The organism is Campylobacter suis, from assembly GCF_905120475.1.
Classification (GTDB): Bacteria; Campylobacterota; Campylobacteria; order Campylobacterales; family Campylobacteraceae; genus Campylobacter_A; species Campylobacter_A suis.
On record NZ_CAJHOE010000001.1, the window covers coordinates 30,752 to 53,057 of the forward strand.

The following is a 22,306-nucleotide window of genomic DNA, read 5'->3' on the forward strand; positions in this document are numbered from 1 at the left end:
TTTGAGTAAAATCAAAGCAAAAAAGGAGCTAAATGAAATTTCTAAATGCCTTTTTTGTCGGCTCACTTCTTACATTTGCGGTTGTTTTTGTGGTATTTACTGGGCTTTTTAGTGGATACTTTAAACACTATGGTATAGATGAGTATTTTAACGCAGTTTTTGTAGATAATGTCCCATTTTTGTGGCTTTTGCCAATTGGATTTGTAGTAGGGTACTTTATATTTTATACTTCATTTAGAAAATTTTCAAGAGTTGTTTATGTGCTAGTTCTTTTAGCTTCTGCTAGCTTGTGGCATAGCGAGCTTGGTCGTAAATTTGGAGAAATGCTTTTTATGAGTGAGATAAAAAATGTAAGCGTGTCTGAAAATGTTACTATAAACGCAAGAGAAATTTATATCGGACGAACAAAGATATACCTGCTCAAAGATGATGAGCAGGTATTAAAGATCAAAAGATAACTACTCAGTATATTTTAATTCAATCTCTTTTTGATTTTTGCCTGGTGTTAGATAGCCCATACCTCTACGAAATGCAAGGTCTATGCCCTCAGAGTTTGTAAGGCGTATACCGTTGGCTGAGACATCATTTTTTAGGTTATGCTTTTTGCCATTTGCATCTATAAATACCGCAGTATCAAAGTAGTCACTTGAAGTAACACTTACTTTATAGGCTGGATTTTTAACAGCTGTAAATAAGATAGTCTGAGACTCTTGTGCCATTTTGGCTGCAGTTTTTGTCTCTTTGTTTGTTTCGCTAATAGTACAACCACCCAAAAGCGCGACCACGCCAAGCGCTAGTAAAAATTTTTTCATAACATCTCCTTGTTTTAAATTCACTAAATTATGCCTTAAAATTGTAAATCTTCAGGCAATGGTAGTTAAAATTTTATTTTATGCTAAGATTTTTCTAACAGCAAGACTTGCTAAATTTAGTCCAAAAACTGCCGTTACACCCATAAAGCTACCAAGCTCACGACATCTTGGAAGCTCCGTGCTAAAAACAACATCAAAGTCGCCCTTAAAACCTGATTTGCGTAGTTCGTATCGGTATTTACGAGCAAGTGCATCGTTGGTAGTTTTCCATACGCTTGCCACTTTGACCTGTGTCGCGTCTATGCGTTTGCCACCTCCCATAGATGCTATGAGTTTGTTGTGAGTAGCGTGTGATATGGCAACTTTTGCAGCCATATCATCTATTGCGTCTATAACAAGATTAAAGCTAGAAAAGTCAAAATTTGCTATAAACTCAGGCGTTACAAGCTGCTGTAAAGCTCTTACACAAGCATATCTTTTGCTAAATTCGCCAACCTTTACAGCTCCTACCATCTCACTGTAAATTTGTCGGTTTTGATTTGTAACATCAAACACATCTTTATCCACTATGGTGATCTTGCCTACTCCTGCACGAGCCAATGCATCTACACATATCCCGCCAACTCCCCCAACACCAAAGACTAAAATTTTTGCTTTTTGTAGTTTTTCAAAATCATCGCCAAAAAGCCAGCGCGAGCGAGTATATCGGTCTTTTGGCTCATTATCTATTAAAATTTCTTCACTCATTTTCTATCCATTTTTCTAAATTTTTAAGGCTTTCGTGTGCGGTAAGATCAAGCTTTATGGGTGTTAATGTTGCATATCCTGCGTTTATCTCGCTAAGATCGCTACGCTCTTTACCCTCCAAAAAGTCAAGTTGAGCATTTCCTAGCCAAAAATACTCCACTCCACGGGGATTTCGAGCTCTTGTAGCATCTGTGCCATATCGTCTGCGACCAGCTGGCACGATGGCATATCCTTTGAAATTTTTACTTGAAACGGCTGGGATATTAACATTTAAAAGCTCTCTTTTTTTAAGCGGGAATTTATTAGATAGTATGCGTGAAACGATGTTTTTAACAACATCACAAGCTAGCTCAAAACCAAGTTCATTTAAAGAGTTATTTTTATAAAACTGTGAAAAAGCAACACTTGGAATTCCTTGCAAAACCCCTTCCATACATGCTCCACAAGTGCCCGAATAGGTTATATCTTCGCCTAAATTAGCACCGTGATTTATGCCTGAGATGATAAGGTCTGGCTTTTTTTCATAAAGGGCGTGAAGAGCAAGATATACGCAGTCACTAGGCGTTGCGTCATCAAGTTTAAAAAACCCATCATCAACCCTGATAAATCGCAGTGGGCGAGTAAGTGTGAGTGAGTGTGCGCAGGCTGATTTTTCTTGGCTTGGAGCCACGATAGTGACATTCACTCCTTCAAGCTCAAGCAGTGAATCACGCAGAGCCAAAAGCCCAGCCGCTTCGTATCCATCGTCATTTGTGAGTAGAATTTCTTTCAAATTTGTACCTAATTTTGGATTTTTTATATTGTAACATAAATTTTTTATGCTAAATTGAAGTTTTGCCGGCTGGGTTAGTTTTATTAAATTTTGCTATAATAGCCCACTTTGGGGGCAAAAGTGAGTAAAAATTTATTTATCCTTGGCACTGGAACTGATGTTGGTAAAACCTATGTAAGCGGGCTTTTATTAAAAAAATTATTAAAAAATGAGCTAAACGCACTTTATTTTAAGCCTATTTCTAGTGGGAATTTAAGGCTTTTTGATGGCTCTTTGCGTCTTTGTGATGTTGAGTTTGTCCGCGAGTTTTCAGGGCTAAAAACTTTGGCTAGTAAACTAAGTGTTTATGCGTATGAAAATGGCTATTCTCCACATTTGGCTGCAAATTTTGAAAGCAATTACCCAGATTTAAATTTTATAAAAGATAAATTTGATGATTTACAAAAATGTTGTGATTTTTTGCTTATAGAGGGGGCTGGTGGAGTTGTTACGCCACTAAATTTTAGCCCAAATGGCAAAAACTTAATGCTACTTGACCTTGTAAAAGCACTTTGCCCTAGTGTCTTGCTTGTAGCTTGTGCTAGTCTTGGAGGCATTAACTCGGCCGTGCTAACTTGTCAGTATTTGCAAAATAATGGAATTTTAATCAAAGGTATCATCCTAAATCACTTTGATGAAAAAGACCCAGTATGCGTTGATAATTGCAAGATGATTGAAGTTTTAACTGGCGTAAGCGTGATAGAGTGTGTATCGTATTCTCAAATGGAGCTTAATTTAGAGACAAAAAAGTTAGAAAATTTATTTAGTTAAGGTAAAAATGGAGCAAATTTCAGATCTTGTGCGTCGTGATTTGGTGCATATTTGGCACCCTTGTTCACAGATGAAGGACTATGAGACGCTACCGCCCATAGTTATAAAAAAAGCCAAGGGTGTGTGGCTTTATGATGAGCAAGATAGGGCATATATCGACATTATTAGCTCATGGTGGTGCAACCTTTTAGGGCATGCAAATGAGCGGATAAACCGTGCAATAACGGCTCAACTTGAAAATTTAGAGCATGTTATATTTGCAAATTTTACGCATGAAGGTGCGATCCGTTTAGCTGAGCGTTTAAGAGAAATTTTACCTGCTAAATTAAATAAATTTAACTTCTCTGATAACGGTAGTTCTGCCGTTGAAAGTGCCTTAAAAATGGCATTTCAGTTTTGTTATCAAAGCAAAAAGCCAGAAAAAACTGGTTTTATGTGCCTTGATGGAGGCTATCACGGCGAAACGATAGGCGCACTTAGTGTGGGTGCGATGGATTTGTATGCTAAAATTTATAAGCCGATGCTTATGCAAACAGTGCGCATTAAGGCTCCTGATTGTTATCGATGTGCTTATAATAAAAGCCGAGATAGTTGTGAGTGCGAGTGCTTTGAAAGCGCTAAGGAAGCTTTTAGAAAGCATGGTAAAAACACTGCTGCGATTATCATAGAGCCGCTTATTCAAGGTGCTGCTGGGATGAAAATTTATCCAGCTCTTTATCTAAAAAAATTACGCGATATATGTGATGAGTACGATGTTTTACTAATAGCCGACGAGATAGCTACTGGTTTTGGTAGAACGGGCGAGATGTTTGCATTTGGTCATACTGATGTTTCGCCTGATATTATGGTACTTTCAAAGGGGTTAAGTGGCGGATATATGCCGTTTTCTATTACCGTAACGACACAAAAAATTTATGACGCTTTTTATGATGATTATGATAAAGGCAAGGCATTTATGCACTCACACACTTATAGTGGAAATCCTCTTGGTTGTGCTGCCGCAAATGCTGTATTAGACGCATTTGAGCAAGAAAATGTTATGCAAAATGCAAAGAAAAGGGCTATATTTTTAAATGAAATTTTACTTAGTGCTTTGAGTGGGCATAAAAATGTTGGAGAAGTGCGTAGTTTGGGTCTTATAAATGCCATTGAACTAGTTTATGATAAAAGCTCAAAGTCTGAACTAAAGGGACGAGTGGGCTATGAAATTTACAAGATAGCCCTACAAAATGGTCTTTTACTTCGTCCTCTTGGCAATGTGCTTTATTTTAACCCACCGTTAAATATCACCGAGCATGAGTGCGAACTAGCCGTTGAGCGCTGCGTAAAAAGCATTCGGCAAATTCTTGGTTGATTAAAGAGGGCTTAATGGGGCAGATATGGACGCTTTTTGCCACTGAGATGTGGGAGAAATTTACATTTTATGGGCTTAGGGCGATATTTTCACTTTTTTTGGTGCATTTTTTGGGTCTTAGCGAAGTTGATGCGGCTCTTTATTACGGTGCATTTTTAGCCTTTAGCTACTTGGTGCCTATTGCTGGTGGCGTATTGGCAGATAAAAAGTTGGGTTATCATAAAAGTATCGTTATTGGGGCTTTAATGCTCGCACTTTCACAACTTGCTTTTTTTGCGAGCGCAAGCGGGGTTTTTAGCCGTGATATGGCTATTTTAGGAGCAATACTAACAAGTCTTGGTAATGGCTTTTTTAAGCCCAGCATAACAGCACTTTTAAGCCTTCGTGCACCTAGAGGCTCAAGTATTGATGCCATTTTTTCAAATTATTATTTTTTCTTAAACCTTGGCGTTTTGCTAGGTAGCTTTCTAGTGCCGTTTTTTGGAGATAGCCTAAGTGATGGTGTGCGTGATATAAGTGCGTTTAAGTGGGGGTTTGCAGCGACTTTTATAGTTATGAGTTTTGGTTTAGGTTTTTATATTTTTATCGCAAAACCTAGTGAAGGTGAAAATGTAAAAAGTAAACACTATTTTAGTCTAAATTTAAATGCACTTTGGCTTTGTTTGCTCGTTTTTTCAGTCGTTTTTGCGCTCACTAGCTCTTTTGGTGGAAGTGGGTTTATAAAAAGTGCATTTTATCCAGTTATTTACGCACTTGGCGTTGCTTTGATGTGTTATGTGTTTTTAGAAAAATCTCTTAAAAAAGATGAGAAAAATGCCGTTTTGCGTATCTTTATCAGCTCATTTTTTATCGTATTTTTTCTCGCTACTTTTGAACAAACTGGCACATCTTTAACATTTATAGCAAACAACCAAATGAATAGAAAAATTTTAAATTATGAGATGCCAGCATCTATGGTATCGATGTTTAATCCATTTTTTGTTATCATTTTATCAGTGCCGTTTTCGCTTTTATGGCAGTATTTAGATCGTAAAAATATCGCTTTAAATAACCTTAAAATTCAATCTTACGGACTTCTTTTGCTTGCCTTTGGTTATCTTTTTATAGCACAAAATGTTTTAAATTTAGGTTCTCAGAGTATTAGTATCTGGCTTTTTGTTGGGCTTTATTTTATCCAAACTTGCGCTGAGATGATGGTTTTACCGATTGGATTTTCACTTGTGGCAAAAAGTGCTCCAAGGCGCTTTTTAGGTCTTATATTTGGCGTGTTTTATCTTGCTATTGCTGCTGGGTACGCACTTTCTGGTACACTAGCTACGCTACTTCCACCTACTGCCGATAAGTTTGTAAAAGCGCAAAATTTAGGCATTAATCTAAGTGATGTTTTATCAAACGGTGCAAGCCAAGATGTGATAGAAATTTTAGTTAAAAACGCATTGCCAGTGAAATTTCCAGAAATTTTAGGCTTTCAGATTATAAATCTAAGTGATTTTTTTATGATATTTTTTATATTGTGCTTGATGGCTGGAGCTCTTTTGTTTGGGCTTTCTTGTATTAAATTTAGTGATAAAGGGTGATAAGATGAAGATAGCGATTAATGGCGTAAGTGGTTTTGTTGGTAGTGAGCTTTTTAAATTTTTATCCGCCAATAATCATGAAGTTGTAAAAATAGGGCGTGAAATTTACTCCGATGTAAATGCGCTATCAAAGGTATTATCTGGCACAGACGCTGTGATAAATTTAGCTGGTGCTAGCATATCAAAAAGATGGAGTAAAGGTTATAAGCAAATCTTGCGCCAAAGCCGTATTGATACGACAAGAAATTTGGTGAGAGTCTTTGAGCTAATGTCTAAGCAAAACCAAGCTTTACCAAAAATTTTCATCTCTACTTCTGCCGTTGGGATATATAAAAGTGGTTTGGTTTGCGATGAGAAAAGCTGTGAGTTTGACGAGGGATTTTTAGGAGAGCTTGCGCGTGAGTGGGAGAGCGAGGCACAAAAAGCGGGCGAGTTTGGGGTAAAAACTGCGATATTTCGCCTTGGTGTGGTGCTTGGAAATGGCGGTGCACTTGCAAAAATGCTTCCCGTTTTTCGCCTTGGTCTTGGAGGGGTTTTAGGTAGCGGCAAGCAAGCGTTTGCGTGGGTTAGCATGAGTGATGTTTTAAGAGCATATGAGTTTGTTTTAAGCCGTGAAATTTCTGGCGTTTTTAACATTACAGCATCTGAGTTTGCTACAAACGAGAGCTTTACGAAAGTACTTGCTAAAAAGCTTAAAAGACCTGCTGTTTTTCGTGTGCCTGAGTTTGTTTTAAAGCTTGCTTTTTCAGAGGGAGCGCAAATTTTACTTGAGGGCGCAAGTGCTGTGCCTAAAAATTTGCTAGAGCAGGGATTTGAGTTTAAGCACACTGGGCTTAAGAGCGCGCTAGATGAAATATTGGCTTAGTTTTTGTTTCGTTGGGTAAAATTTATATATTTTAGCTAAAATTTTATATAATCAAATAAAAATTTGGATAAAAATGAGTAAAAAAATTTTAATCTCTTGTCTTGAAGCATCTGCAAATTTGCACTTTGCTGAGGTTTTATCTCATCTTGGAGAGTGCGAGCTAGCTGGCATATTTGATGAAAAATTTGGCAAGCCTTTTATGAAAAGCAGTGAGTTTTCTGCGATGGGGTTTGTTGAAGTTTTACCGCTAGTTTTAAAGGCAAAGCGTGCGATAAAAAAGATGGTCGAACTTGCTAGAGAGTGCGATGCTGTCTTGCTGGTTGATAGTCCAGCTTTTAATTTGCCGTTAGCAAAAGCTATAAAAAAAGCTGGGATAAAAACACCTATAACATACTACATTTTGCCTCAAGTTTGGGCTTGGAAGCCAAAAAGAGTGGAGATAGTTGAGAATTATTGTGATAACTTGGCATCTATATTGCCATTTGATGAGAAATTTTATACTCGTGCAAGTTATGTAGGACATCCTTTGCTTGATGAACTAAAATTTCAAAAGACTAGCCTTGAAAATAGTGGCGTAATAGCCTTTTTACCAGGCTCTAGAAGGTCTGAGATAACAAGGCTTATGCCTATTTATCGTGAGATTGCAAGCAAAATTTCAGGGCAAAAAGTGTTAGTTGTTCCTCCTCATCTAAAAGATAAGATAGATGAGTTTTATGGTGATGTGAGTAGTTTTGAAATTTCGTATGATACACCAAATACACTTTTAAAGAGTGAATTTGCCTTTATTTGCTCTGGCACTGCTACGCTTGAGGCGGCACTTATCGGTACGCCATTTGTGCTTTGTTTTAAAGCGAAGGCTATTGATGTTTGGCTTGCTAGAAAGTTAGTAAAAGTACGCTACGCTGGGCTTGCAAATATTATATTTGATTTTATTGGAAAACGAGCACTTCATGCTGAGCTCATACAAGAGCAAGTAACGGTGCAAAATTTGTTAAAAGCCTATGAAGAGTGTGATAAAAGCCTATTTTTAGAAGGCTGTAAAGAGCTTAGAAACTACCTAAAGCACGGCTCTAGCCAAAATGTTGCAAAAATGATAAAAGGAGAATAAATGAGCGAACCAATGACCATCTACGGATATGAAAAAATAGAAGCAGAACTAAAAGATCTAAAACTTGTTCAGCGCCCGCAAATAGTCACTGAGATAGATGTGGCAAGAAGTTATGGCGACTTAAAAGAAAATGCCGAGTATCATGCAGCAAAAGAGAAGCAAGCCTTTATCGATGCACGCATATCAGAGCTATCGGCACTGCTTGCAAATGCCGAAGTTATCGATCCTAGTGCATACGAGCATGATAAAGTGCGCTTTGGTTCAAATGTAACGATAATGGATGTTGAAACCGAGCTAGAACACACATATACGATAGTTGGTGTAAGTGAAAGTGACCTAGAAAAAGGGCTTATATCCATAAGCTCACCACTTGCACGCCAGCTAATTGGCAAAGCTCAAGGCGATGAAGTTACGCTAAATTTGCCAAAAGGCAGGAGTGATGTTGAGATAGTTTCAGTTTGTTATAAGCCTATAAATTTTAAAGGCTAAATGTGATGACAGTGCCTGTTTTTAGCGTTTTTGTTTTATGTGTGGCTAGCATTTGATGCAAAATTTTACTCAAATGCCAGTCATACAAGATGGTGCGATATTTATCTCAGATGCACATGAAAACGCTAATCGCGATGGCTTTTTGCGCTTTTTACAAGCTTTTGATAGTGGCGAAATTTACTCTAAACAGCTATTTTTGATAGGCGATATGTTTGACTTTTTAACGGCACATTCAGTTGGCACTTGTCAGTTTTATGAAAAACATATCGAGCTTATAGACAAAATTTCACAAAAAACAGAGCTTTTTTATATCGAGGGAAATCATGACTTCGTTATTGGCAAACTTTTTAAAAATGCCAAAATTTACCCCATACAAGCTCAGCCAGTAAAATTTCTAACATCTAACGGCAAGAGCGTAGAGATAGCGCACGGTGATAACTTTTTGCCGTTTGTTAGCAAATACGCGCTTTTGTTTTTGCGCCTTGAGTGGTTTTTAAGATTTATGAATTTTATAGATATTTTGCTAAATTTTAAAATTTCAAATGCTATTTTACAAAAACTTACACTAAAAAAACTAGACTACAAAATACCAAATTTTAAAGCCTTTATAACGCCTAAAATTCGCTATTATAATGCAGATATTGTGATAGAGGGACACTATCATCAAGGGCAAATTTTTAATATTGATGAAAAAATTTATGTAAATCTCCCAGTTTTTGCGTGCGAGCAAAGTTATTTTGTAGTAAAATACCAAAATCAAAGTATAAAATTTGAAAGAAAAAATTTGAAAGGACATTGATGTTTGGGGACAATGTATTAAAAACGGGCTCAAACGAGATGGAACTTGTCGATTTTCGTATCTTTAAAAAGAGCGAAAACAAAGTATATGAGGGCATATACGGCGTAAATGTCGCAAAGGTACGAGAGATCATCAAGATGCCAAATTTAACTGAGTTGCCAGGCGTTCCTGCATATATTGAGGGAATTTTTGACCTTCGTGGCGTGGTTATACCAGTTATAAACCTTGCTCGTTGGATGAATATCGCTGAGCCAACCAATGAAGTAACGATAAAACCACGAGTCATTATCGCTGAGTTTAGCGGGATCTTAATAGGCTTTATCGTGCATGAGGCAAAGAGAATTCGTCGTATCAGCTGGAAAGATATAGAGCCAGCAAATTTTGCTTCTGGTGCTGGCACTCTTGATAAAGGCAAGATAACAGGTGTAACTCGTATAGAAAATGATGAAGTTTTGCTTATCCTTGACCTTGAAAGCATTGTTGAGGAGCTTGGAATTTACTCTCCAAAGATAGATGTAAATATCGATGATAGTAAAAAACTAAAGGGCTTAGCTGTGGTTCTTGATGATAGCTCAACGGCTAGAAAGCTCGTAAAAGACGCGCTTGAGAAGATGGGTCTAACGGTAACTGAAGCCAAGAATGGTGTTGAGGGTGTAGAGAGAATGAACGAGCTTTATGATAGGCTGGGCGATAACATCTCAAAAGAGATTCGCGTCATATTAAGCGATATAGAGATGCCACAGATGGATGGTTATCACTTTGCGTCGATTATGAAAAATGATGAGAGATTTAAGGATATTCCGATCGTCTTTAACTCATCGCTAAGCAACGAATTTAGCGAAGGTAAGAGTAAAGAGGCTGGCGGTGCGGCATATCTTACAAAATTTGATGCAAGTATATTTTATCAAGAGGTGCTAAAAGTTATTGAAGCACACTCAAATTCTGCAAAATGAGGTGAAACATGGATGATATGAAAGAGATAATGGAAGACTTCTTAGTAGAAGCTTTCGAACTAATTGAACAAATCGACCATGACCTTGTTGAGCTTGAAGCAAACCCTGAGGATTTAGATCTTTTAAATAGAATTTTCCGTGTCGCACACACTGTAAAAGGAAGTTCTAGCTTTTTAAATTTTGATGTCCTTACAAAGCTTACTCATCACATGGAAGATGTCTTAAATAAGGCTAGAAAAGATGAGCTTAAAATGACACCAGATGTTATGGATGTCGTTCTTGAGTCGGTAGATATGATGAAGGGACTTTTGCATGGCATTAGGGATCATGGAAATGACCGCGATGTTGGCATACAGATACAAGATATCTGCGAAAGATTAACGGCTATCTCTGAGGGTGATGCGGTTCCAGCTACCGCGCCAGCTGCACCATCGCCAGAGCCTGAGCCAGAGGTCGTTGCTGAGCCAGAGCCTGAGATTAGTGATGAAAATTTATCAAAACTAAGTGATGATGAGGTTGAGGCTGAGATAGAGCGTTTGTTAAAAGTTAGAAAAGCTGAAGATCAGGCACGCCGTGCTAGTAAAAATGCAGCTTCTGCCGCCACTCCAGCAGCTGCAAAACCAGCAACCCCAGCACCAGCTGCAAAGCCAGCCACTGCCCCTAAAAAAGAGGAAGATGGTGATAAGAAAGTCCCAGCGCAAAGTGGTGCAGTAGCTCAAGAGCAGACTATCCGTGTTGAGGTTAAAAGACTTGATCACTTGATGAATCTTATCGGCGAGCTTGTACTTGGCAAAAACCGCTTGCTTAAAATTTATGATGATGTTGAAGAGAGATATGAGGGGGAGAAATTCCTTGAGGAGCTTAACCAAGTAGTCTCTAGCCTAAGCCTTGTTACTACTGACATTCAGCTTGCAGTTATGAAAACAAGAATGCTTCCAGTCGCAAAGGTATTTAACAAATTTCCGCGTATGATACGAGATCTTAGTCGTGAACTTGGTAAGCAAATAGACCTTGAAATTTCTGGTGAAGAAACAGAGCTTGATAAGTCAATCGTTGAAGAGATAGGTGATCCTCTAGTACATATTATTAGAAATTCATGCGATCATGGTATAGAAGATCCAGAGACAAGAAAGCTTGCTGGCAAGCCTGAAAAAGGTACTGTTGAGCTTAAAGCGTACAACGAGGGTAATCATATCGTTATTGAGATCGTTGATGATGGTAAGGGTCTTGATGCTGCAATGCTTAAGATGAAATCAATAGAAAAAGGCATCATAACTGAGCGTGAAGCCGATGCGATGAGCGATAAAGAGGCATTTAGTCTTATATTTAAGCCAGGCTTTTCAACGGCTGCAAAGGTTACAAATGTAAGTGGACGCGGCGTTGGTATGGATGTTGTTAAGACAAATATTGAAAAATTAAATGGCATTATAGATATAGAGAGCGAAGTGGGCAAGGGTACTGTAATGAAGCTCAAAATTCCACTCACACTTGCTATTATTCAGTCATTGCTTGTTGGAACACAAGAGGAATTTTATGCTATTCCACTTGCAAGTGTTCTTGAGACTGTTCGTGTGCCTATTGACGATATTTATACAATCGATGGCAAAAATGTTCTTCGCCTACGAGATGAAGTGCTTTCTCTTGTTCGCCTCTCTGATGTTTTTGGAGTTAAGAAGGTGTTTGATGGCGGAGATCATACCTATGTTGTCATCATTGGTGTTGCAGAAGCAAAACTTGGTATCATAGTTGATACTCTGGTTGGTCAAGAAGAGGTTGTTATTAAGTCTATGGGCGATTATTTGCAAAACATCCCTGGTATAGCAGGTGCTACGATAAGGGGTGATGGTCGTGTTACTCTTATTATTGATGTTGGTGCGATGATGGAGATGGCAAAGGATATTAAGGTAGATATTCGTGCTGAGATGGATGAGACTAAAAATGTAAAAGAGAAGCCAAGTGATTATAAAGTCTTGATAGTAGATGACTCAAAGATGGACAGAACTATTATGCAAAAGTCACTTGAGCCAACTGGCGTAACTGTGATCGAAGCTACAAATGGTGTTGAGGCACTGGCTGTTATAAAGTCTGGCGAACACGCTTTTGATGCGATACTTATTGATATTGAGATGCCACGCATGGACGGATACACTCTTGCTGGCGAAATTCGTAAATACTCTAAATATCGCACTCTTCCACTCATCGCCGTTACATCAAGGACATCTAAGACGGATAGACTGCGTGGCGTTGAGGTCGGTATGACTGAGTACATTACCAAGCCATACTCATCAGAGTATCTTGAAAATGTCGTTAGAAAAAATATTAAGTTACCATGAGGGAGTAAGATATGAGTAATAAATTAAATGAAGTCTTACAGAAACAGCAAGCACAAATAGGAAACGATGGAACAGTTGGAAATAACGATGATATAATCCAACTTGTAGGCTTTGTGGTCGGTGAAGAGGAGTATGCGATACCTATTTTAAACATAAAAGAGATTATAAAGCCCATAGAATTTACCCGTGTTCCAAGCGTTCCTGAGTATGTTCTTGGTGTGTTTAACCTTCGTGGAACGGTTATACCACTTATAGATCTTAGAAAGCGTTTTTCTATTAATGCTGGTAAGCAAACACCAAGCACACGCTATATCGTTATGAAAGATGAAGAAAATATCGCAGGCTTTGTTATAGATAGACTTACTGAGGCTATTCGTATAAATCGCAACAGGATTGATCCGCCGCCAGAGACTTTGGTTAAGGAAAAAGGCATGATCTATGGTATCGGAAAGCGCGATCAAAATATCCTTACGATACTTAAAGTTGAAAGCTTGCTAAAGCGTGATTTTTAGGCTAAATTTTGATAAAGCTTTGTATTTTTGACTTTGATTCTACGCTAATGGACGGCGAGACCATAGATGAGCTCGCCGCCTCTTTTGGTGTTGGAGATGATGTAAAAAAGATAACTGAACTTGCTATGGCTGGCAAGCTTGATTTTTTTGAAAGTCTTAGCAAAAGAGTTTCTTTGCTTAAGGGCATGAGCCATGAAAAAGCCCTTAAGGTTTGCAAAAATCTGCCTCCAATGAATGGAGCAAAAGAGCTAATTGTCGGGCTTAAAGAGCGTGGTATAAAAGTTATAGTATTTAGCGGAGGCTTTCATCTAGCAACAGACATTATGCAAGAAAAGATAGGCTATGATGCAAATTTTGCAAATATTTTGCACCAAAAAGATGGAGCTTTAACTGGTCTTGTGGGCGGAGAGATGATGTTTTCTAACTCAAAAGGTGAAATGCTTGAGCGTTTGCAAAAAATTTTAAATGTTAGCAAAGATGAAACTATGTGCGTTGGAGACGGAGCAAACGATATCTCGATGTTTGTGCGCTCTGGCGTGAGTGTAGCTTTTTGTGCAAAAGAAATTTTGCGCCAAAACGCCACACACTGCGTTGATAAAAAAGACTTAAGGGAAGTTTTAAAAATTTTAAAATAAATAAAATTTTAAAATCACAAATTTTACTTATAGTCTCAAAAACTAAATTTCAAAAAATATCGATAAATTCGTTAAGGTTTTTATATAAAACTATTAAATTTATAGCATATTAAACTTTAAAATTGTATCCTATAAAAAATCACTTTAACGGATGGAAAAATGTATAATAACGAAGCAAAATTTTCACTTTGGTGCGATTTTATAGAGCGAGAGTTTGTTGATACGGGGCTTAAAGATATGCTTAAAAAGGGCATTATAAATGGAGCGACTAGTAACCCAGCGATCTTTAAAAGTGCATTTAGCTCAGGTAAAGCATATTCTAGCAGCATACAAAGTGCCACTAGAAGGCATCCTAAGGATATTTATGAACTTCTTGCCACGCAAGATATAAAGATGGCGGCATGCGCTATGCTTAGAAATTTTGCAAATGACGATGATGGATACATTAGTATCGAGGTTGATCCAAATTTATCTAGTGATGCTCAGGCTAGTATCGCCGAAGGTATTAGGCTTTATAACTCTATTAAAATGCCAAATGTGATGATAAAAATACCTGCCACAAAGGAAGGTTTTGCAGCTATGAGTGCCTTGATGGCTGAGGGCATAAGTGTAAATGCAACTCTTATATTTTCACCAGAGCAAGCCCAAGGTTGCCTTGATGCGTTTAAAGAAGGGGCTGAAATTTATGCTAAACGCTATCCACATACCCCTTTGCCAAAAGGCGTTATAAGCATATTTGTAAGCCGTTTTGATAGACTTTTGGATATAAAAATGGCTGAGAAAAATTTACCAACGGCACAGATTGGTATCATGAATGCTACTAAAATTTATCACATTATTAAAGATGAAAATTTGCCAAATGTTCGTGCTCTTTTTGCAAGCACTGGGGTTAAAGGTGGCGAGCTTAGGGCGGATCATTATGTTCGTGAGCTTATGTTTGAAAATTCGATAAATACGGCTCCACTTGATACTATAACTGAGTTCATAAAACACGAAGCAAGTTTAAAAACCCCAAGCTCAAAAGAAAATGTCGAAGCATTTTTTGGTGTAGTAAAAAATGCGGGCATAGATATGCAGGTTGTATATAAAGAGCTTTTAAATGACGGACTTAAGGCTTTTGTTGTCGCATTTGATGAAATTTTAGCTTCGCTTAAATGATGAAATTTAGCTTAAATTTATAAAATTTTCAGTATAATCGGCGTTTATTTTTTACGAAAGGAAAACGATGTTAGAAGGTATCGTTAGAGAGAGTATCGGTAAGAAGTCTGCAAAGGCTTTGAGAAGAGATGGTTATCTAATCGCAAACATTTATGGTAAGGGATTAGAGAATGTTGCTGCAGCATTTAAAGTAAATGACTTTATAAAAGAGGTACGCAAAAAGCAGACCCTTGCGTTTGATGTAAAAGTTGGCGAAAAGGTCTATAATGTCGTTATAGTTGATTATCAAAGAGATGTTGTTACAAACGATCTAAAGCATGTTGATCTTAAAGTTGCACTTCCGGGTGTTGTGTCAAAATACATGATCCCAGTTAAGCCAGTGGGTACGCCTATCGGTCTTAAAAATAAAGGTGTTTTGATCCAATCTAAGCGTCGTCTAGCGGTAAAATGCACGGCTGAGAATTTACCAAATGCGTTTGAGCTAGATGTTAGCAAGCTTGGTATAGACGACACCATCTTGGTTCGCGACATCCCAACTCCAGCTGGCGTAACTATCGTTGATGCCGATAGAATAGCAGTTCTTGGTGTTATCAAAGCTAAGTAATCAGGCTTTTAAATGATACTTATTGTGGGGCTTGGAAACCCCACTTCTGAATACAAAAATACACGCCACAATATCGGCTTTATGCTCATAGATGAGCTTTTAGCTTACTATGCAAACAATGCACATGATGTAAGCTCGGCTAAATTTCAAGGTGAGCTTTTTAAAGTTGGTAAAATTTTACTTTTAAAACCACAAACTTACATGAATCTCTCGGGTAACAGTGTAAAAGCTGTAAGTGACTTTTATAAGCCTGAGCGTATTGTTGTTATACACGATGATGTTGATTTGTCTTTTGGTGCTATGAGATTTAAAAAGGGCGGAAGCAGTGGTGGACATAACGGTTTAAAGTCTATCGATGGTTTAATGGGAGCTGAGTATGAGCGCGTTAGACTAGGGGTTGGACGGAGTAAATTTGCGGGTGAATCAACAGCAAATTTCGTCCTTAGCGACTTTAGTGAAGATGAAAAACCAGGGCTGAATGAGCTTTTGCAAGTCGCAAAAAACGCAGTTTTAGAGCTTGTAGACTCTGATATAAAAACTATCAACCAAAAATTTTCACGCAAGGGCATTTCGTGAGACTTTATGCTCGTTATGTTGCTTGGGAGTATTTTAAAGCATTTTTGATTATTTTCTTAGCGCTTGAGCTTTTTTATGTTGGTATTGATTTGCTTACAAATTTAAAGGACTTGCCAAGATCGGCAAATTTACAACTGCTTTATGTAGGTCTTACATCGCTTACGGCTGTATCTTATGTGCTTCCTATTTCGCTTGTTTTTGCAATCATTATCACACATATAAATATGGTTCGCTCAAATGAGCTTGTTAGCCTTTATGCGCTCGGTGTTAGCAAAAACTCAGTCATCTTTCCGCAGTTTTTCATAGCGCTCTTTATCACTTTGTTTTATGTCGGGCTAAACTGTACATCTTTTGCTTATGCGTATGATTACCAAAAAAACATAGCAAAAAATTCAAGTTTTACAAAAAGTACAACGGATACATTTATAAAATTTGAGGGTAAATTTATCTACATCAAAGAGCTAAATTCAATCACAAATGAAGCTTTAAATATAGATATTTTCGATCTAAACGAAACTGATTTAAAGCTTAGTGCTTTTGCAAAAAGTGCTAAATTTAAAGATGGGGCTTGGCAGTTAAAGGATGTAAATTTAACAAAAATTCCTAGCTTACTTGAGCTGGGCGCAAAGGGTTTGGATATACAAAATTTAAGTCAGATTGATGGCTTAAAAGGGTTTAAACCAAAGAGTATACAAAGTGCAAATGCCGAGCAAGCAAGCACGCTCAATATCCCTGATACACTTGATTTTATCTTTACATTTAAAGACGAGGATGTCGAGATAAATACGGCAAAAACGGCATTTTACAACCTTGCAATATTTCCGTTTTTTGCACCTTTTTTGATGATGATTTTTTACTATAAACTTCCTGTCGCTGGTAGATTTTTTAACCTTGCATTAGCTAGCTTTATCTTTGTTTTGATAGCGCTTGTAGCATGGGGTGTACTTTTTGTGCTAGTAAAATTTTCACAAAGCGGGACAGTGCTTCCAGAAATTGGGATACTTGCTCCTGTTGTTTTGCTGATTTTATACGCAATATATCTTGTAAAAAGGCATTATTAAGCCAAATTTTGGCATTTTTTTTGTAAAATCCTTGAATTTACGACAAAGGTTTTTGATGGATTACAAAAATTTAGCACAGACTTATAAAACTCCTCTTTATGTTTATGACTTTGATTATATACAAACTCGCTATTTAACACTAAAAAACGCATTTAATGCTAGAAAATCGCTAATATGCTACGCTGTCAAAGCAAACTCAAATCTTAGTGTTTTAAAGCACCTTGCAAATTTGGGTGCTGGATTTGATTGTGTGAGCATAGGCGAAGTAAAGCGTGCGCTTTTGGCTGGAGCAAATAAATATCAGATTATTTTTAGTGGCGTTGGTAAGCGTGATGATGAGTTAAAAGATGCTCTTGAGAGTGATATTTTGATGATAAATCTTGAGAGTGAAGCCGAGATGAAGCGCCTTGAGATAATAGCTAAAGATCTTGGTAAAAAAGCTAGAATTAGCATTCGTATAAATCCAGATGTTGATGCAAAAACTCATCCGTACATATCCACGGGTCTAAATGAAAATAAATTTGGCGTTGATATAAATACAGGAAAGAAAATGTATATCTATGCCAAAAACTCCGAATATCTTGATCCAGTTGGTGTACATTTTCACATCGGCTCACAGATAACTGAGCTCTCTCCGATAATCGAGGCGGCTGGAATTTTAGCTGAGTTTGTAAGAGAGTTAAAAGCCATTGAGATAGATATCAAATTCTTTGATGTTGGTGGTGGTATAGGGGTTATTTATGATAATGAAAAAGAGATTGATACTTATGACTATGCACAGGGAATTTTATCTAAGCTAAACGGACTTGATGTTACTGTTGTGTGCGAGCCTGGGCGCTTTATCGTTGCAAATGCTGGAGTGCTTTTAACTTCTGTTTTATATGAGAAATTTAACAAGCAAAAACGCTTTGTTATGGTTGATGCGGCGATGAATGATCTTATTCGCCCGAGCCTTTATGAGGCTTTTCATGGTGTTGAACTGGTTGGAAAAAGTAAAGACGAAAGCTCTTGCGATATAGTTGGTCCTATATGTGAGAGTGGTGACTTTTTGGCTAAAAATGTTATGTTGCCAGCTTGCGAAAGTGGAGATATTATCGTTGTAAAAAGCGTAGGTGCCTATGGTTTTGCGATGAGCGGCAACTATAATACAAGAGGTCGAGCAGCAGAGGTTGCAGTAAGTGGCGGCGAGCATAGGCTTATAAGAAAGCGTGAGAGCTTTGAAGATGTTGTCGCGCTTGAGTTGGAATTTATGAAATGAACTCATTAAACGAACTTAGAAAGCATATAGACGCTATTGATGATGAAATTCTAACAAAGCTTAACGAACGGATGGAATTTGTTAAAAAGATTGGTGAGCTAAAGCAAAGTAGTGGAACAGCGATATATCGTCCAGAGCGTGAGCGCGCGATAATCGAGCGCTTGGTTGATTATAAAAAAGGTACACTAAATAAAGCAGCTATCGAGGCGATATATCTTGAAATTTTTGCCGTAAGTAGAAATTTAGAGTGTCCCCAAAAGATAGCTTATCTGGGACCTGAAGGTACTTATACGCATCAGGCTGCTGAGAGCAGATTTGGTGCCATGAGTGAGTATGTGCCACTTGCTAGCATAGATGCAGTTTTTACAAAGTTAGCACAAAAAGAGGCAAAATATGGTGTTGTGCCGATTGAAAATAACACTGAAGGAGCGGTCGGAGCGACGCTTGATTGTCTGCCAAAATTTGAAAATGTTAAGATAGTGGCTGAAATTTACCAAGATATTCACCATAGTTTTGCGAGCATTTCGGATAGGCTAAGCGATATAAAGGGGATTTATTCTCATCCGCAAGGCTATAATCAGTGCCGTAAATTTCTTGAAGATCATATGCTTTTAGATATCCCATTTATCCCGACTCGCTCCACTGCTGAGGCAGCATTGATGGCTTCAAAAGAGCCAAGCATGGGGGCTATTTGTTCAAAAATTGCCGCTAAGATGTATAATATCCCTATCCTTTATGAGACCATTGAGGATAATATGGCAAATAGAACTAGATTTTTTGTATTAAGCGACTTTAAAACACAACGCAGTGAGTATTGTAAAACTTCGATATTAGCTAAAACAGATCATCAGCCAGGTGCGCTTGCAAATTTGTTGCAAATCTTTAAAAATGAAAATATAAATATAACAAAACTTGAGAGCCGTCCGATAAAACAGCGTGAGTTTAAGAGTGTTTTTTATCTTGATTTTGATGGGCATATTGATGATGAAAAGGTGCAAGCAGTCTTTGAAATAGCCCAAGAGATGGGTACTGAGATCACTTGGCTTGGAAGTTATCTAAGTGGAGATAAGTGATGAAATTTAATAAAAATCTAGAAAATTTAACCAACTACGAGGCGGGTAAGCCTATTGAGTTAGTTGTGCGTGAATACGGCATTAAGCCACAAGATGTTATAAAGCTAGCTAGTAACGAAAATCCATTTGGCACTAGTCCGCTTGTTGCCAAACGCATCACAGAGCTAGCCACAAATGCACACCTTTATCCTGATGACAGCTACTTTGAGCTAAAAGACGCATTGGCAAACAAATTTAATGTCAGCTCAAAAAATATCATCATCGGAGCTGGAAGCGATCAAATTTTAGAGTATTGTCTGCATGCAAAAGCTAATGAAAATAGTGCAGTCTTAATGGCTGGCGTGACATTTGCAATGTATGAAATTTATGCAAAACAAGTTGGCGCAAATGTTATAAAGACAAATTCACAAACGCATGATCTTGCAGAGTTTAGAAAAATTTATGATACACATAAAGATAGAATTTCAGTCATATTTCTTTGCGTGCCAAATAACCCGCTTGGCGAGTGCCTTGATGCTAGCGAAGTTTATGAGTTTATACGCTATGTTAAAGATGAAACCTTAGTTGTTATAGACGCTGCGTATAATGAATTCGCCAAATTTAAAGATGCAAAAAAGGGCATAGAGCCTGAGTTTATCGTGCAAAATTTTAAAAACGCTATCTATACAGGAACTTTTTCTAAAGCTTATGGGCTTGGTGGTATGCGTGTTGGTTATGGTATCGCAAGCCAAGAGATTATAAACGAGCTTGGTAAACTAAGAGCGCCGTTTAATATAACCACCCTAAGTCTTGCAGCCGCTATAACGGCACTTAGTGATAATGAGTTTGTGCAAAACGGTATAAAGAGTAACTTTGAGCAGATGGTGCGATATGAGGAATTTGCAAAATTTCATGGTCTTGAATATATAAAAAGCTATACAAATTTTATAATTTTAAAATTTAATGAGCAAAATGCAAGTCAAATAGTGCAAAATTTGCTCAAAAAGGGTATAATTTTAAGAGATATGAAAAGTTACGGGCTAAATGCTATCCGCATAACTATCGGAACGGCAGTTCAAAACGACAGAGTTCTTGCAGAGTTAGATGAAATTTTAAAGTGAGATAGATGGATTTTAAAGCTTTACTTCAACAAATCGCACAGCTTTATCAAAAGCTTTCTTTAAAGCAAAAAGCAGTCATTGCTGGTTCTATTGTCGTGGTTGTTGGATTTTTAGTATTTTTAGTATTATTTAGAGGCACAAGAGGCGATAGCTACGCTGGATATAGCGTGCTTTTTGAAAACATTAGCCCAAGCGACTCAGCCCTTATTGTAGATCAGTTAAACAAGGATGGTGTGAGTTACAAACTTGCAAATGAAGGCACTATACTTGTGCCGACTGCCGATGTATATAAAGAGCGTATCGCTGTTGCAACACTTGGAATTCCAAAAGAGAGCAAAGTTGGCTTTGAAATTTTTGATACACAAAATTTTGGCACTACAGATGAAGAGCAAAGGGTAAAATACCAGCGTGCGCTTGAGGGAGAGCTGGCGCGCACGATAGAAAGTCTAGCGCCTATACATAAAGCAACTGTTCGCATTGCAATGCCAAAAGAGACGGTTTTTACGGAAAGACAAGCTCCGCCAACAGCATCTATCGTGGTTGAGTTAAAGCCAGGCACTAGCTTAAATGCAAAGCAAATTTTTGGTATTAAAAATTTAGTCGCAGCTGCGGTTACGAAGCTAAATATCGAAAATGTAAAGATAGTTAGTAGCGATGGTATCGCGCTTGGTGAAGATGATGGTGGTTTTGACAGCGAGGTTATAGCTCAGCAAATCCGCTATAAACGCGAGTTTGAAAACAACTATGAGCTAAAAATCGTAAATGTCTTAACGCCTATTGTTGGTGGTGTGGATCGCGTTGTGGCTAAGGTAAATATAGACTTTGACTTTGATAAAAAAGATAGCCAAAGCGAAACTTATGATCCAAATAATGTTGTTAGAAGTGAGAGCAATGTTGAAGAAAAACGCCAGGGCAGTGCACCAAATGAGATAGGCGGCGTACCTGGTGCAGTTAGCAATATAGGTCCAGTTGAAGGACTTGGAGATAATAAGCTTGTAGAGCAATTTAACAAAAGCTCTCAGCAGACAAACTATGAAATTTCAAAGAAAATTACTAATGTCAAAGGGCAGTTTGCCACTATTTCAAGAGTTAGTGCGGCTGTTGTTGTTGATGGAAGCTATCAGCCTAAAAAGGATGAAGCTGGAAATCCGACTGGTGAGCTTGAGTTTGTTGCTCTAACGCAAGCGCAAAAAACTTCGATAGAAAATTTAATCAAACAAGCTATCGGCTATAACGAAGCCAGGGGAGATGAGGTTAGCCTTGATAACTTTGAGTTTAAGCGTCCAGATAACTCAACTCCGACTGAGAAGGTAAATGGTATTTTACAAACCTATATAATGCCGTTTATGCCGATATTTAAATATATTTTTGCAGGAATTTTACTATTTTTATTCTACAAAAAAGTTATTGTACCATTTATGCAAAAGATGCTTGAAGAGCAAAAAGAAGAGGAAGATGAGCTCGGTGTTGATCTTGAAGAGCTTGAGGTAGATGATGAAGATAGTTTGGAGAAATTTAAAGCCGCACGCAAGAAGGTTGAAGAGCAGCTTGGTATAGGTGGGGACTTTGATGAAGATGAGCTAAAATACGAAGTTTTAATAGAAAAAATGAGGGGTGTCATCCAAGAGCGTGGAGAGGAAATCGCACAGCTTTTGCAAGATATAGTTAGAAATGATTCGGATTTTAATTTGCGTAAGGATAGCTAATAGC

At 37.8% G+C, this 22,306-nt stretch carries 23 protein-coding genes; 20 read left to right on the forward strand and 3 right to left on the reverse strand.

Translation table 11 applies throughout. The features are described from left to right. Positions 1-32: 32 nt before the first annotated feature. Positions 33-458 (forward strand): isoleucyl-tRNA synthetase, encoded by a 426-nt coding sequence (locus LQV35_RS00170; RefSeq protein ID WP_230055854.1) that lies wholly within the window; start codon positions 33-35, stop codon positions 456-458. Here LQV35_RS00170 and LQV35_RS00175 read toward each other — a convergent pair whose 3' ends face one another. The 3 genes from LQV35_RS00175 to surE all read right to left on the reverse strand — a co-directional run bounded on the left by LQV35_RS00175 (position 459) and on the right by surE (position 2,331). Continuing rightward, positions 459-812 (reverse strand): hypothetical protein, encoded by a 354-nt coding sequence (locus LQV35_RS00175; RefSeq protein ID WP_230055855.1) that lies wholly within the window; start codon positions 810-812, stop codon positions 459-461. It lies immediately after the preceding gene. A gap of 78 nt (positions 813-890) precedes the next feature. Further along, the gene (locus tag LQV35_RS00180) at positions 891-1,559 is read right to left on the reverse strand and encodes a tRNA threonylcarbamoyladenosine dehydratase (protein WP_230055856.1); all 669 of its coding nucleotides are present in this window, start codon (positions 1,557-1,559) and stop codon (positions 891-893) included. Then, positions 1,552-2,331 (reverse strand): 5'/3'-nucleotidase SurE, encoded by a 780-nt coding sequence (gene surE, locus LQV35_RS00185; protein WP_230055857.1) that lies wholly within the window; start codon positions 2,329-2,331, stop codon positions 1,552-1,554. The genes LQV35_RS00180 and surE overlap by 8 nt, the downstream gene beginning before the upstream one ends. 120 nt (positions 2,332-2,451) lie before the next feature. On the opposite strand from surE, the gene bioD reads away from it, so the two are divergent. The 19 genes from bioD to fliF all read left to right on the forward strand — a co-directional run bounded on the left by bioD (position 2,452) and on the right by fliF (position 22,302). Next, complete coding sequence (bioD, locus tag LQV35_RS00190; RefSeq protein ID WP_230055858.1) at positions 2,452-3,141, forward strand: dethiobiotin synthase; 690 nt, start codon at positions 2,452-2,454, stop codon at positions 3,139-3,141. A gap of 7 nt (positions 3,142-3,148) precedes the next feature. Then, positions 3,149-4,495, forward strand: coding sequence for an adenosylmethionine--8-amino-7-oxononanoate transaminase (gene bioA / locus LQV35_RS00195; RefSeq protein ID WP_230055859.1), 1,347 nt, complete (start codon positions 3,149-3,151; stop codon positions 4,493-4,495). 14 nt (positions 4,496-4,509) lie between these two features. Then, positions 4,510-6,072, forward strand: a complete 1,563-nt coding sequence (locus LQV35_RS00200; protein WP_230055860.1) for a peptide MFS transporter — start codon at positions 4,510-4,512, stop codon at positions 6,070-6,072. A gap of 4 nt (positions 6,073-6,076) precedes the next feature. After that, complete coding sequence (locus LQV35_RS00205; protein ID WP_230055861.1) at positions 6,077-6,937, forward strand: TIGR01777 family oxidoreductase; 861 nt, start codon at positions 6,077-6,079, stop codon at positions 6,935-6,937. Between the two features lie 73 nt (positions 6,938-7,010). Further along, on the forward strand, positions 7,011-8,045 hold the full coding sequence (gene lpxB / locus LQV35_RS00210; RefSeq protein WP_230055862.1) for a lipid-A-disaccharide synthase: 1,035 nt from the start codon (positions 7,011-7,013) through the stop codon (positions 8,043-8,045). After that, the gene (greA, locus tag LQV35_RS00215; protein WP_230055863.1) at positions 8,046-8,534 is read left to right on the forward strand and encodes a transcription elongation factor GreA; all 489 of its coding nucleotides are present in this window, start codon (positions 8,046-8,048) and stop codon (positions 8,532-8,534) included. It abuts the gene before it with no gap. Between the two features lie 55 nt (positions 8,535-8,589). Continuing rightward, the gene (locus tag LQV35_RS00220; protein ID WP_230055864.1) at positions 8,590-9,333 is read left to right on the forward strand and encodes a UDP-2,3-diacylglucosamine diphosphatase; all 744 of its coding nucleotides are present in this window, start codon (positions 8,590-8,592) and stop codon (positions 9,331-9,333) included. Next, positions 9,333-10,286: a chemotaxis protein gene (locus LQV35_RS00225; RefSeq protein WP_230055865.1), complete on the forward strand. Its 954-nt coding sequence runs from the start codon at positions 9,333-9,335 to the stop codon at positions 10,284-10,286. The genes LQV35_RS00220 and LQV35_RS00225 overlap by 1 nt, the downstream gene beginning before the upstream one ends. 8 nt (positions 10,287-10,294) lie before the next feature. Beyond that, positions 10,295-12,619: a hybrid sensor histidine kinase/response regulator gene (locus tag LQV35_RS00230; protein ID WP_230055866.1), complete on the forward strand. Its 2,325-nt coding sequence runs from the start codon at positions 10,295-10,297 to the stop codon at positions 12,617-12,619. An 11-nt stretch (positions 12,620-12,630) separates the two neighbouring features. Further along, entirely contained in the window at positions 12,631-13,131 is a 501-nt protein-coding gene (locus LQV35_RS00235) for a chemotaxis protein CheW (protein WP_230055867.1), read from the forward strand. 8 nt (positions 13,132-13,139) lie between these two features. After that, positions 13,140-13,766: a phosphoserine phosphatase SerB gene (gene serB / locus LQV35_RS00240; RefSeq protein ID WP_230055868.1), complete on the forward strand. Its 627-nt coding sequence runs from the start codon at positions 13,140-13,142 to the stop codon at positions 13,764-13,766. A gap of 159 nt (positions 13,767-13,925) precedes the next feature. Then, positions 13,926-14,924 (forward strand): transaldolase, encoded by a 999-nt coding sequence (locus LQV35_RS00245; protein WP_230055869.1) that lies wholly within the window; start codon positions 13,926-13,928, stop codon positions 14,922-14,924. Between the two features lie 67 nt (positions 14,925-14,991). After that, positions 14,992-15,528 carry a 50S ribosomal protein L25/general stress protein Ctc gene (locus LQV35_RS00250; protein ID WP_230055870.1) on the forward strand — a complete coding sequence of 179 codons (537 nt, stop codon included), beginning with the start codon at positions 14,992-14,994 and terminating at the stop codon, positions 15,526-15,528. A gap of 12 nt (positions 15,529-15,540) precedes the next feature. After that, positions 15,541-16,104 (forward strand): aminoacyl-tRNA hydrolase, encoded by a 564-nt coding sequence (pth, locus tag LQV35_RS00255; RefSeq protein ID WP_230055871.1) that lies wholly within the window; start codon positions 15,541-15,543, stop codon positions 16,102-16,104. Further along, entirely contained in the window at positions 16,101-17,165 is a 1,065-nt protein-coding gene (locus tag LQV35_RS00260) for an LptF/LptG family permease (protein ID WP_230055872.1), read from the forward strand. The genes pth and LQV35_RS00260 overlap by 4 nt, the downstream gene beginning before the upstream one ends. Before the next feature lie 55 nt (positions 17,166-17,220). Beyond that, a complete protein-coding gene (gene lysA, locus LQV35_RS00265; RefSeq protein ID WP_230055873.1) occupies positions 17,221-18,423 on the forward strand; it encodes a diaminopimelate decarboxylase in 1,203 nt (400 codons plus the stop codon). Continuing rightward, positions 18,420-19,496 (forward strand): prephenate dehydratase, encoded by a 1,077-nt coding sequence (gene pheA / locus LQV35_RS00270; protein WP_230055874.1) that lies wholly within the window; start codon positions 18,420-18,422, stop codon positions 19,494-19,496. The genes lysA and pheA overlap by 4 nt, the downstream gene beginning before the upstream one ends. Then, positions 19,496-20,596, forward strand: coding sequence for a histidinol-phosphate transaminase (gene hisC / locus LQV35_RS00275; RefSeq protein ID WP_230056713.1), 1,101 nt, complete (start codon positions 19,496-19,498; stop codon positions 20,594-20,596). Before pheA ends, hisC begins: the two co-directional genes overlap by 1 nt. Before the next feature lie 5 nt (positions 20,597-20,601). Then, positions 20,602-22,302: a flagellar basal-body MS-ring/collar protein FliF gene (gene fliF / locus LQV35_RS00280; RefSeq protein ID WP_230055875.1), complete on the forward strand. Its 1,701-nt coding sequence runs from the start codon at positions 20,602-20,604 to the stop codon at positions 22,300-22,302. Positions 22,303-22,306: the final 4 nt, after the last annotated feature.